General features: G+C 47.3%; 9 protein-coding genes and 1 rRNA gene. 9 read left to right on the plus strand and 1 reads right to left on the minus strand.

Features of this window, described 5'->3' with window-relative positions; translation table 11 throughout:
* The first annotated feature begins 35 nt into the window (after positions 1 to 35).
* The 3 genes from rrf to BN3279_RS10015 all read left to right on the plus strand — a co-directional run bounded on the left by rrf (position 36) and on the right by BN3279_RS10015 (position 2,185).
* Positions 36 to 152: ribosomal RNA gene (gene rrf / locus BN3279_RS10005) — 5S ribosomal RNA — on the plus strand.
* A gap of 136 nt (positions 153 to 288) precedes the next feature.
* Entirely contained in the window at positions 289 to 708 is a 420-nt protein-coding gene (locus BN3279_RS10010; RefSeq protein WP_059050521.1) for a MarR family winged helix-turn-helix transcriptional regulator, read from the plus strand.
* 106 nt (positions 709 to 814) lie between these two features.
* Positions 815 to 2,185 (plus strand): MATE family efflux transporter, encoded by a 1,371-nt coding sequence (locus tag BN3279_RS10015; protein ID WP_059050522.1) that lies wholly within the window; start codon positions 815 to 817, stop codon positions 2,183 to 2,185.
* Between the two features lie 104 nt (positions 2,186 to 2,289).
* Here BN3279_RS10015 and BN3279_RS10020 read toward each other — a convergent pair whose 3' ends face one another.
* Complete coding sequence (locus BN3279_RS10020; RefSeq protein ID WP_059051776.1) at positions 2,290 to 3,690, minus strand: glycosyl hydrolase family 18 protein; 1,401 nt, start codon at positions 3,688 to 3,690, stop codon at positions 2,290 to 2,292.
* Between the two features lie 347 nt (positions 3,691 to 4,037).
* Here BN3279_RS10020 and BN3279_RS10025 point away from each other — a divergent pair, with 347 nt between their 5' ends.
* The 6 genes from BN3279_RS10025 (at position 4,038) to BN3279_RS10050 (ending at position 12,274) form a co-directional block, all read left to right on the plus strand.
* Positions 4,038 to 5,669, plus strand: a complete 1,632-nt coding sequence (locus BN3279_RS10025) for a formate--tetrahydrofolate ligase (protein ID WP_059050523.1) — start codon at positions 4,038 to 4,040, stop codon at positions 5,667 to 5,669.
* A gap of 76 nt (positions 5,670 to 5,745) precedes the next feature.
* The gene (locus tag BN3279_RS10030) at positions 5,746 to 6,948 is read left to right on the plus strand and encodes a GNAT family N-acetyltransferase (RefSeq protein ID WP_059050524.1); all 1,203 of its coding nucleotides are present in this window, start codon (positions 5,746 to 5,748) and stop codon (positions 6,946 to 6,948) included.
* Between the two features lie 209 nt (positions 6,949 to 7,157).
* A complete protein-coding gene (locus BN3279_RS10035; protein ID WP_059050525.1) occupies positions 7,158 to 8,507 on the plus strand; it encodes an extracellular solute-binding protein in 1,350 nt (449 codons plus the stop codon).
* Positions 8,508 to 8,642: 135 nt separating this feature from the next.
* Positions 8,643 to 9,602 (plus strand): carbohydrate ABC transporter permease, encoded by a 960-nt coding sequence (locus BN3279_RS10040; RefSeq protein WP_059050526.1) that lies wholly within the window; start codon positions 8,643 to 8,645, stop codon positions 9,600 to 9,602.
* Positions 9,599 to 10,462, plus strand: coding sequence for a carbohydrate ABC transporter permease (locus tag BN3279_RS10045; RefSeq protein ID WP_059050527.1), 864 nt, complete (start codon positions 9,599 to 9,601; stop codon positions 10,460 to 10,462). Before BN3279_RS10040 ends, BN3279_RS10045 begins: the two co-directional genes overlap by 4 nt.
* A gap of 72 nt (positions 10,463 to 10,534) precedes the next feature.
* A complete protein-coding gene (locus tag BN3279_RS10050) occupies positions 10,535 to 12,274 on the plus strand; it encodes a cache domain-containing sensor histidine kinase (RefSeq protein WP_059050528.1) in 1,740 nt (579 codons plus the stop codon).
* The last annotated feature ends 3 nt before the right edge of the window (positions 12,275 to 12,277 follow it).

Raw genomic sequence — 12,277 nt, forward strand, 5'->3', positions numbered from 1 at the left:
GTATCCAGTTTTCAAGCGATTAAACGCTTGAACCGTTTGGTGGCGATGGCGGAGGGGTTCCACACGTACCCATCCCGAACACGACCGTTAAGCCCTCCAGCGCCGATGGTACTTGGACCGAAGGGTCCTGGGAGAGTAGGACGCCGCCAAGCAACGATAAGAAGCACTACCGATTACAAGTCGGTGGTGCTTTTTTGTATCTATGAGCTTAACGTTGACACGGTACTTCAAACGATATATAGTTATTCTAACAGTTAGAAATCTAACTATAAGAGAGGGTGACTTCCTTTGATTGAGACACCAATCTCCAATCTAATCCGATCAATCACTCATAAAATGATGATGGATTCGGAGGAGCGAATGAAGAACCTGGAGGTTAATAACCAACAGGGTCGAATGATATGCTACATCCATGACCATCAGGATCAAGGCCTGATTCAGAAGGACCTCGCTGAGGCTTTTCGCAGGAGGGGAGCCAGCATCACCAGCATGCTGCAAGGACTCGAACGAAAAGGGTATATCGAGCGAAAAATCCCTGCTGATAACGAGCGCCAGAAGAATATTTATGTTCTTCCTAAGGGAGAGAGAATTGTGGCTGAGATTGGAGAGCATTTCCAGGCGACGGAAGCTAATTTGACTCAAGCTCTTACGGAGCAAGAGCGCAAGGAGTTCATGCGCTTATTAAGCAAGATTGATCAGACGATGTAAGTGGTTCGAATTCTCGATCCTAATACCTTCTACGACCTTAGGGTCGTACACTCATTTAGTTAGAAATCTAACTGTTAAAAAACTAACTAAGCAAGGTGGACTATCCATGGAAGAACTCGAAGTATCTGCGTCCAATGTTTATTATTTAAAGAAAGCCCCATTACTTAAGGCGATCGCCCATCTATCCATTCCGATGATGATTGGTATATCCGTCAGTTCAATTTACAATTTAATAAATGCCTTCTTCATCGGCTTAATTCATGATACCGCCATGCTGAGTGCGATTACCTTGGGGCTTCCTATTTTCACGGTACTGATGGCGGTAGGAAATGTACTTGGTGTAGGTGGGGGAACCTTCATTACCCGACTACTAGGGCAAAATGCGCCCGAGAAGGGTAAACAGGCGGCAGGTTATTCCTTTTATATGAGCATTGTAATTGGGATTGTTCTCGCAGGGTTGGTGTTGATGTTTATTGATCCGATCGTCAAGCTGTTGGGAGCAGATATGAATACCCTGGAGTATACCCGGCAATACACGCTAATGATGTTTGGGGGCGGATTTGCGGTCATTCTGAACTTTACCCTAGAGCAATTGGTTCGTTCAGAGGGAGCATCTAAAGAGTCGATGTATGGCATGTTTATTAGTGTAGTGTTCAGCATTTTATTTGATATTCTGTTTATCCTGGTCTTGAATTGGCATGTGGTTGGTGCGGGGTTGTCCATTATCCTGGCTAACGTTGCAGCGTGCGTCTATTACGTCTGGTACTTGGAGACCCGAAGTGAGTACCTGAGAGGATTTCTGAAGCATTGGCATTTAGAGCTGAAGGAGCAATGGGAGGTTTATAAAATAGGAATATCCGAATTGCTTAAAGCTTCCTTCCTGATCGTGACAACGTTGCTGTTGAACAATTACGCTATGGCTTATGGTGATCATGTGGTAGCCGGGTTTGGCATAGCCCTGCGGATTATCCAATTACCTGAATTTCTGACGATGGGATTATTTCTTGGCGTCATCCCCTTGATTGCTTACAACTATTCTGCAAGGAACAAAGAGCGGTTACTGGATACGATCAAGCATTTATGCCTTTGGATTGCTGTCATCGCTATAGTCTTTGCCTTGGTTGTATACCTGTTCAAAATTCCCGTACTCCAATTGTTCACCAATGATCCGTCCGTGCTGGCCAGTGGGTTACTGATTTTGACCGCTCAGCTCATTTCTTCCGTGTTCAATGGATTTACCGGCTTGTTCACCGGGATATTTCAGGCTTCCGGACAAGGATTACCCACGGCAATTATGTCGATTACGCAAGGATTGTTATTCATTCCGGTCGTGATTGCGCTGCACTATTTCTTTGGCCTGAATGGCCTCATATGGTCGATGACGATTACGGAGGTCATTACCTTTGTGATGGGGTTGGTGCTGTTATTCCCTTATTTGAAAAAAGTACGCCGTCTGACCGAAGCCTCTTTAGGATAGCTTATCTGGATCAGCATGCGAGTGAGAAAGCTACTATTATATACACAACTTGAACAGGTGGAGAGTGCACGCACTCTCCACCTGTTCAGAATACATAAGAAAGCTTAGTTACTGTGCGCTCGTACTTTATTACCGATCGCTTGCAGCAAGCTCTTGGATGAATCCGTCGTATCTTGCGTCAATTCCCAAATCATTACGCCACCCAAATTGTCGAGGGCGTATTGCGTTTTGCGCTCAATCGTCGGAATGCCGTTATAATGAGCTTCCATTCCGTTGATCATGGATATGTCGGTGTTGTAGGCATTAGGATTGGCTTGCAGGATATCTCGATAAGGCGCCCATGATGGTCGGCCGTAGAAAGGAACCCCCAAGACAACCTTCCCTGCAGGCATATTGCGAGTTTCCTTCCAGTATTTGGCCGACAACACAGCAAAGTCATAGCTGGAGTGGCGGTCACCATCTCCGCCGTCGTAGGCCATGACGTTGAACCAATCAACGGCATTGATGACTGCATTCGTATGAGCGGCTGCATCCCAATAGATGACGCCTTCCGGTGTTACACCGCTAAGTACAGCGGAGGTAAGCAGCATGTTGTCCTTCTTGAGCTCTTGACCCAGATATACCATCAGACCTTCATATTGTTGTTTGCTAGAGCCATCGCTTCTAGGGTGTTCCCAGTCCATATCAACTCCATCGAAGCCGTATTGCTTAGCCATGGCGATGATTGCATTACCGAACTGGACAATCTTTTGTTGCGAATTCGTTGCGGCCATAAATGTGTTCTCCAATGGAGTTCCATTATATGACCAGCCTCCGACGGCAAGTAGAACCTTCACGCCGTTCGAATGAGCGGTCTGAATAATTTGAGTTGCCGCAGAAGGATTCTCCAGCGGTAACAATGCTCCGTCACTGGTAGGAATAGCGAAGGCATAGTTGATATGTGTCAGATTTTGATATTGGATTGTATTTATTTTGTCCGGCTCCCAGCTTGGGTAGTAACCAACTACCTTGAAATCACCAGAAATTGGGGGATCGTCAGGTCCTCCCGGATTCGGATTGGGATTTGGGTTTGGATTTGGATTGCCGGCAATCAGTTCCCATACTGCAGCAATTCCCGGGATCTCTCCCAAGGTCCACCATTTCGCCTTGTAGAGCTGATCATTGTAAGACACAATATCGTTGCCGACATAGGCTTTGCCGCTGCTCCATACAGGGTATTCTCCGTTTGAAGGAGGAACTAGCTCCCACACATCTGACTCACCGGGTACATCCCCCTGTGTCCACCACTTAGCTCTGTAATCGTTTCCATTATAAGAAACAATATCATTTCCAACGTACACGGCATTGCTATCCCAAGCAGGATAAGCGGCTATAGTTACATTCTCACTGACGTCCAGAGTGGTTGCTGCCTGTGTTGCTTGTGCATCGAAGGGGAGCGGGGCAAACAGGGTAATTAATAGCGCCAAAATAGCCAAGATTGAAATTTTTCCTTTACGCTTCTGCATCATGATCCCATCCTCTCAAATTATAAATAGTAGATTTGTAGAAACCGCAGGCAAAAACAAAGAACGGCCTCTGATCGTCATGCCACCTCCCTGAGACAAAATGGTACAGGCGCCTGATGCGCTTATCTTTATTTCTCTTAATTGTTAAATATAGGCATCCTATACAATTTACACTTTGCTAGAGTTGTTAGATTTTGTCAATGACATTTTGTAAACCTGTCGATTTATCTCACAGGTTAGCAGAAAAGTGAAAAAATGCGCATATCTCCTGGCTATTTCATGTAAAATAAGAGTTGTGGAATTTTCATAATTTGCACGGAAAATGATGGTGGAGGTAGCTTGCTGGAATGAAGCCAATTTTGGAAGTAGCCGGATCTTTTGGGATCGGGGAACAATATGTGGAAATGTACGGACGTTACAAAGCCAAACTGGATTTAAGCATAGGACGTGATTTGCGAGATCGGCCAAACGGGAAATTAGTGCTGGTAACCGCCATGAATCCTACGCCTGCTGGGGAAGGGAAAACGTTGACAACTATCGGATTGGCGCAAGCGCTAAATGCCTCTGGTGTACCGACGATTGCTGCGCTACGGGAACCGTCCTTAGGTCCTTGCTTTGGCATGAAGGGAGGGGCCACGGGTAGCAATAAGGCACAAATCCTGCCTTCGGAAGATATTAACTTACACTTTACCGGCGATCTTCACGCCATTACTTCAGCCCATAATCTACTCGCGGCAATGATTGATAATCATATTTTCCAAGGTAACTCTCTGCAATTGGACACGAGTCGAATTATGTGGAAACGGGCCATGGATATGAATGATCGCAGTCTCCGCCAGATTGTGGTGGGTATTGGTGAAGGCAACGGAAGCGTACATGAATCCGGCTTCCTGATTACGACGGCGTCGGAAGTGATGGCAGTGCTTTGCCTTAGTGAGGATATCCACGATTTGAAGGAACGGCTCGGCCGTATGGTTGTGGCGTTTACGGTAGCCGGGGAGATGGTCACGGCAGCGCAGATCGGTGCGGTGGATGCCATGACGGTATTGCTCAAGGAGGCGTTGAAGCCTAATCTGGTCCAGACGGCTGAGGGGACTCCTGCCATCGTCCATGGGGGCCCGTTCGCTAATATTGCACATGGTTGCAGTAGCGTGATCGGGACAAAGACGGCCTTGAAGCTGGCTGATATGGTTGTAACCGAGGCCGGGTTTGGAGCGGATCTTGGAGCAGAGAAATTCTTTGATATCAAATGCCGTCAAGCCGGTCTGAAGCCGGATGCGGCTGTATTAGTCGTAACGGTGAAGGCGCTGAAATATAATGGAGGTGTCCCTAAGTCAGAGCTGGATAAGCCGGACACTGAAGCTGTACGGATTGGGCTCACGAACATGAGCCGGCATTTGGACAACATACGCAAGTTTGGCGTTCCCGTCATGGTAGCGCTGAATCATTTCAATGGAGATACTGAGGAAGAATTAGCGATTATAGCGGAGGCATGCGATCGTCTTCATGTTAGAATGGAGCTGTCCGACGTGTGGGCCGAGGGCAGCCAAGGTGGACTTCAACTGGCCAAAACGCTGTGCAGTTTAATAGAAGAGAATGCTTCGCAATATGCTCCTCTCTATCCATTGGAATTAGGGATTAAGGCCAAAGCTGAAACGATCGTGCAAGAGATTTATCGTGGGGCAGGTATTAAATGGACAGCTAAAATAGAAGCGAAAATCAGAGAACTGGAAGAACGTGGTTTTGGTCATTTGCCTGTATGTATGGCGAAGACGCCCTATTCCTTCTCGGATCAAGCTAGCCTCTTGGGAGCGCCTGAGGGCTTCACGGTTCAGGTACGCGATGTAACGTTGTCTGCGGGTGCCGGATTTATTGTGGTGCACACCGGTAATGTGGTTACAATGCCAGGCTTGCCCAAGGCCCCTGCCGCGGAGCGTATTTATCTGGATGAAAATGGCGAAGTAGCCGGCTTACTGTAAATAGAGGTACTTCGAAAAGTCATGCTTTAATCACGAAGTGGTATAGTTTCATATTATGGGGAGATGGGGTGCACGGATGGAGATCAGGACGTTAACGATGGATGAATTTGAGGCAGGCTTGGATTTATCTGAATATGCGTTTCAGTATAAGCTGAGTGAGGAACACCGTGAAGCACATCGCGGCCGGTTTGTTCCTGAGCGTAACTGGGGAGTGTTTGAGGAGAATGAGCTGCTTGCCAAGCTGACATTGCTTCCGCTTCAACTATATATGCAAGGACAACCCGTTCTTATGGGCGGCATTGCGGGTGTAGCGTCCTGGCCGGAGAAACGTCGCAGCGGGCTGGTCAGTCGCTTGTTATCCAATGTGCTTGCCCGGATGAATGAGCAAGGGTATAGCTTCTCCTGTCTGCATCCGTTCTCCATACCGTTCTATCGGAAGTTTGGCTGGGAGGTATATACGGACTATAAGAAGTATACGATTCCGGTGAATCAATTTCCGTCCAAGCGCTCGCTGTCGGGTTCTATTAAACGCGATGTTAAGGATATCGCTTTGTTAAACCGTCTATATGAAGCCTTTGCCAGTCGTTATAATGGCACACTGCTCAGAAATGAGAGATGGTGGACGTATAATGTCTTAACGCCGGAACGTCATACCGCTGTCTATTATTCCGAGACTGGGGAGCCGGAAGGCTACATACTCTATCGGATTGAGAATCGTGAATTAACGGTGCATGAGTTTGTCTTCCTGCATGAGACGGCAAGGCAAGGCTTGTGGACATACTTAAGCAATCATGATTCGATGGTGACACAGGCTGTAATTGACCGGGTTCCTTCTAATGATTTGCTACCGTTCCTGCTGAATGACCCCCGGTGCAAGCAGGAGGTTATGCCTTACTTTATGGCCCGCATTGTGAATGCTGCTACCTTGATTGAGCAATACAGATTTAATAGCCTGGGTATTTCTGAAGTGCCGATTCAAATGAAATTACGCTTGCGTGATGATTTTGCGGCTTGGAATGATGGGCTTTGGTTGCTTGAAATATCCCTGGAGGGACTAGGAAAGCTACAACGCGTAGCTGAGGAAAACAATATCACTAAAGGAGATCCGGCAGAGGATGTGCTTGACTGCGATATTCAGACTTTAACGGCACTGATGCTTGGATACAAGCGGCCGCTTGAGTTGTATGCCTGTGGTAAGCTGACCGGACCACTTTATGATGTGGAGCTGCTGGAACGGCTCCTTCCGATTCAGCAAACCGCGCTAATGGACTTTTTCTAACTATTATCTATAGAAATTCAAGTTGCTGTAAGGAACGTGACGGTTTTCGTCGCGTTCTTTTTTTATAGTATTATTCCCATAATTCTCTTTGTTGGTAAAATCAGAAAAATTCAAACCATAAATCGCAAGTTTACCTCCTCAAAAAATGATGGCGTTTTCGTTAGACTGAGAATGAAAATACGGATTAGAAGAAAGGGGTACATGTTGCAATGAAGATAAGAAAACCGTGGGCTCTCTTACTGGTAGCTGCCATGATGATTTCCTTGCTGGCGGCTTGCGGAGGGGGTAACAATGCGGCAAACGGCGGCGGCTCAGGCACTCCGGCTACGACAAACGAAGGTGAAGGTGGTTCCAATTCCGGAAGCGCTTCCGAAGAAAAGGTGGAACTCAGCTTCTGGTCACTCGGAACAACGAATTATGAAGAGCTCGCCAAAGAATACACAGCAGAGCACCCGAACATTACGTTCAAGTTTCAAAATACATCTGACCAAACGGCGCATCACAACAACCTGACAACTGCCTTATCTGCAAATTCGGGCGCGCCTGACATTTTCATGTTGGAAATTGCTTTTATGGAGCGTTATATCAATGCTCAGGATAAATTTTATAACCTGTATGATCTTGGTGCAAAGGATATCGAGGCCAACTATCTGGATTGGAAGTGGAAACAAGCAACTTCGGTTGATGGCTCCTTCCAATTGGGCTTGCCAACAGATATCGGTCCAACGGTTGTTTACTACCGTACAGACCTGGCTGAGCAAGCTGGCTTGCCAACGGATCCGGATGGCTTCAGTGGCGCTATCGATTCTTGGGATAAATTCGCTACGGTAGCTAAAGAATTCAAGGACAAAACAGGCAAACCATTTACAGATTTGACGGACTTGGTCTACAACGGCTTGCGTGACCAATCGCCAGATCAAATCTACTTCAACAAAGAGGATGGCTCCTTTATTGGTGATACCAATCCACAAGTGAAGAAAGCTTATGACTTTACGGTAAAAGGTATTCAAGAAGGCTGGATCGGCAACTGGACGATTTGGTCTCCTGAATGGCAAAATGCGATCAACCAAGGTGACTTTGGCGTAATGCTCGGCCCAGCATGGATTGCAGGTACGATTCGTAATGCCAAGGATACTTCCGGCAAATGGCAAATTGCTCAGCTTCCTGAAGGCGCTGGCAACTGGGGTGGATCGTTCCTGACGTTGCCTAAAGAAGGCAAGCACTCCAAGGAAGCCTACGAGTTCATCTCCTGGCTGGTAACCAAGGATAACCAATTGAAATCCTTCAAAGCCAGTGGTTTGTTCCCGTCGATTCCTGCAGTCTATGAAGAAGCGGCGTTCAAGGAAGACAAGGATGAATTCTTTGGCGGCCAAGTCATTGCCGAAGCCTATGCCAAGTCGGCAGAACGCGTAAAACCGGTATATTATGGACCGCTGCATGACCAAGTAGACACGATTATCAAAAACGCGCTGCAAAACGTGCTTGAGAAAAAATCCGACCCGCAAAAAGAGTGGGATGACGCTATCAAACAAGCGAAAACACTGATTGAGCGTAGTTAAGACGACTGTATGATCAACGGATGCGCTTTGCTAGAAGTAGCCTGAAGCGTATCCACACACCTTATCCGATTCGCAAGGGGGCTTGTGCCCTCTTGCGAATTTGGATTTACCCATTACAACTTCGGAGGTGCATCCATGGCTGATACAGCTACAGCCACTCCGGTTCAGCCCGTTCCGCAGAAGAAGCGGTACTGGAACGAGACCAGAAGGAGTCGGCTTACGGCCTATACATTTATTTCGCCATTCTTTGTTCTATTTTCTATTTTCGGGTTGTACCCGATCTTGTTTACTATCTATTTGTCTTTCTTCAAATGGGACGCGCTAGGTCCGATGAAATATGTCGGCTTCAAAAATTATCAACTGATTACGACGGACCCCACGTTCTGGATTTCGTTCAGCAATACGCTCATTATGGGACTGATGGGCACCGTGCCGCAGTTGATTGCCGCATTGTTCGTTGCCGTCATGCTGAATTCAGCATTGAACAAATTCAAGAATACATTCCGTATTTTGTACTTTATGCCTAATATCACCTCCATTGTTGCCGTAACACTGGTCTTCAGTACGATGTTTGGCAACAACGGGATGGTCAACTGGACACTTGGCATCTTTGGTCTGGAGAGTGTGCCGTTCAACTCCGGCTGGTGGGGTGTAAAGATTGCCATCTCCACCATGGTGATGTGGCGCTGGATGGGGTATAACGCGATTATCTTCCTGTCCGGTCTGCAAAGTATTCCAACGGATATTTATGAAGCGGCCAAAATCGATGGCGCAAGCCGTGGGCAACAATTACTGTACATTACCTTGCCAATGCTTCGTCCGTTTATCTTGTTCGTAACGCTTGTATCTACGATCGGTGCCCTGCAATTGTTCACAGAACCATACGTGTTCCTGGGTCAAGGCGGTACGGGTTCGACACGTCAGGAAGGCGTAACGATGGTGACTTATTTGTATAGCGAAGCCTTTAGAAACGGATTCTTCGGTACAGCCGCAGCTACGGCCGTATTGCTGTTCATCGCTACCATTATTTTTTCCGTCCTTAATATGCTGCTGTCAAGCCGAATGGGTGGAGATACAGGAGGGAAAAAGGCATGAGTTTAGCCGCAGTCAGAAAAAGAAAACCCGACGATCCGGGTCCAATTGCCAAAACGTTATTCTACACGGCCATGATTATCGGGGCGCTGCTGTCCGTGTTCCCGTTCTATTGGATGTTCGTGGTAGCAACCAACGAGAAGGATGCTGCCTTTCACATTCCTCCGCTGCTTACGCCGGGCGTGGAATTCTTCAATAACTTCCAGCGCGTGCTGGAGCGTACGGAATTCTTCCGGGCCATGTTCAACTCGGTTGTCGTATCGAGCGCAGTAACGGTATCGGTCGTGTTCCTGAGTACGCTGGCCGGTTATGCATTCGCGAAATATGAATTCCCATTGAAAAAGACGTTGTTCGTCTTTGTTATCGCGACTATGCTTGTTCCTGCTCAGCTCAGCGTATTGCCGCAATATGTCATTATGGCTAAGCTGCAATGGATCGACAGCTACAAGGCCCTAATTGTGCCAGCCATGGTTAATGCCTTCGGGATCTTCTGGATGCGCCAGTACATTAGCTCTGCCGTCCACTCCGAATTAATTGAGGCGGGGCGGATCGATGGCGGCGGTCACTTCCGCATTTTCTGGAGCATTGCCATTCCGGTCGTAACGCCTGCGATGGCTACTCTTGGTATTTTGAATTTCATGAACGTATGGAATGACTTCTTCTGGCCACTGGTGGTATTGAAGAACAAGGAGAACTATACGCTTCAACTGGCGTTGCAGCAGTTATTTACGAATAAGGATGGCCTCGATTTCGGGATGATTATGTCCGCCACCTTCACGGCTACCTTGCCGCTGCTTATCGTATTCCTGCTGTTCAGCCGCTGGGTGATTGCCGGTCTTACGTCCGGTGCAATCAAAAGTTAATCGCGATATCAAAGGAATAACTAATATCATGAAGAATAATAGAATGAGGAGATATTTAGGAGGAAGCCGATTATGAAGCTCCGTCGAAAAATCTTGCTGGCTATTATTCTTCTTGTGTTTATTCCTGTCATACTGATGGGTTCCATATCGTACTACAGCTTTTCAAATGCGATGGAGAATAAATCAAGCAATTTTTATTGGATCTCCTTGTTGGAGACCGACCGTAAATTAAATTTTGCACTGAACGAAGTTGCAACCGTATCCAATTCGGCGATTACGCAGCCGATTATTCAGAAGCTGCTGAAGCAGCCGAATTTTGTTGTGACGTATGAGCAAAGGCAAGACATCAATAACTTAATTAATCATCCGATGATTACGTCATTTGGTTTGTATTCCAAGGATAAGCTACAGTATCAATTCAATGAAATGTCCTTCGAGGACCTGACGAAGCAAAGCTGGTATGGAGCGATGAAAGCAGCCGAGGGACGCCCTGTTTGGGTAGGTCCCGGCGAGAACGGATCCGCATCCACGGGGAAGCCGGTTTTGATTCAGGCCCGTTTGATCAAGGATTATTATTCGTTAGAGGATATTGGCGCTTTGGTCATTGACGTCAAGCCGGATATTCTGGATCAAGTGTTTTGGGATGCGGCCACGTTGAAGCAGGGGGATATTCTGCTTGTGAACAAGCAAGGGAATATTGTCTTCGACAAGTCTGGCACGCATATTGGGGAACGTACGAACTTCCCCTTCCTGCAGGATGAAGGCTCCGGGGGGAAGGGGTACTATACGGACAAATATCAGGGCGAGAAGTCGCTGATTACTTATTTGCCTTCGCATAACAAGGATTGGTATCTGGTAGCCATCACGCCCAGCAAGCTAATCGCTTCGGAATCGCTTTCTATTCGCAATATTGCGATTGTACTGGTGCTGGTCTCGTTGATATCCGCTTTTCTGTTTGACCGGTTCTTCGTGCGACGGTTGGTGCGCAGTATTATCAGTGCCGTGAACGGGATGAAGCGGGTACAGCAGGGAATCTTCGTGCCTATTACGTCTGCGGTACGCAGTGAGGATGAGACGGACCTGTTGACCGATGGCTTCAATCGAATGAGCACGCAGATTACCGAGTTAATTCAGCAAGTACAGACGGAACAGGCGCGCAAGAAGGAAGTTGAGCTGCAAGCGCTGGTGGCTCAGATCAATCCACATTTTATCTATAACTCACTGGAGTCTATTAACTCTATGGCGGTGCTGCAAGGCAACCGGGATATCAGCAAAATGGTCATCTCTCTGGGTAAGCTGCTGCGCATCAGCATTAGCGAAAATCAGCAGTTAATTCCACTGTCTATGGAGATGGAGCATGTCCGTCATTATCTGGACATTCAGAAATTTCGCTTTGAGGACAAATTTTCTTATCACATCGAAGTCCCTGAATCGCTGAGGTATTATTTGACGCAGAAGCTGATCGTGCAACCGATTGTGGAGAATGCGCTCTATCATGCCATTGAGCAGATGGAAGCTAACGGGACCATCTCAATTATAGCTACCGAGGATGAGCGAGATATCCTCATTGATGTGAAGGATAGCGGCCCCGGCTTTGACCCGGATACGCTGTTACATTTATGGAGCAAAGACTGGGGAACGTTGAAGAAATACCGGGAGAATGGTGTAGGGCTCAAAAATGTGCATGAACGGCTACGTATCCGGTTTGGCGGTCATTACGGCATCATGATCTGCTCCTCCCCCGGGTTCGGATCGATTATTCGTATACGTATTCCGAAGATTTTGCAGGATACGTCCACGGCTAAACGATAGGGG

The organism is Paenibacillus senegalimassiliensis (assembly GCF_001486585.1).
Lineage (GTDB): Bacteria > Bacillota > Bacilli > Paenibacillales > Paenibacillaceae > Fontibacillus > Fontibacillus senegalimassiliensis.

What these genes read in the sequence shown, in the direction of transcription:
- BN3279_RS10050 (WP_059050528.1), top strand. Translation starts at nt 10,535, where the DNA reads ATGAAGCTCCGTCGAAAAATCTTGCTGGCTATTATTCTTCTTGTGTTT.
- BN3279_RS10030 (WP_059050524.1), top strand. Translation starts at nt 5,746, where the DNA reads ATGGAGATCAGGACGTTAACGATGGATGAATTTGAGGCAGGCTTGGAT.
- BN3279_RS10035 (WP_059050525.1), top strand. Translation starts at nt 7,158, where the DNA reads ATGAAGATAAGAAAACCGTGGGCTCTCTTACTGGTAGCTGCCATGATG.
- BN3279_RS10040 (WP_059050526.1), top strand. Translation starts at nt 8,643, where the DNA reads ATGGCTGATACAGCTACAGCCACTCCGGTTCAGCCCGTTCCGCAGAAG.
- BN3279_RS10025 (WP_059050523.1), top strand. Translation starts at nt 4,038, where the DNA reads ATGAAGCCAATTTTGGAAGTAGCCGGATCTTTTGGGATCGGGGAACAA.
- BN3279_RS10045 (WP_059050527.1), top strand. Translation starts at nt 9,599, where the DNA reads ATGAGTTTAGCCGCAGTCAGAAAAAGAAAACCCGACGATCCGGGTCCA.
- BN3279_RS10015 (WP_059050522.1), top strand. Translation starts at nt 815, where the DNA reads ATGGAAGAACTCGAAGTATCTGCGTCCAATGTTTATTATTTAAAGAAA.
- BN3279_RS10020 (WP_059051776.1), bottom strand. Translation starts at nt 3,690, where the DNA reads ATGCAGAAGCGTAAAGGAAAAATTTCAATCTTGGCTATTTTGGCGCTA.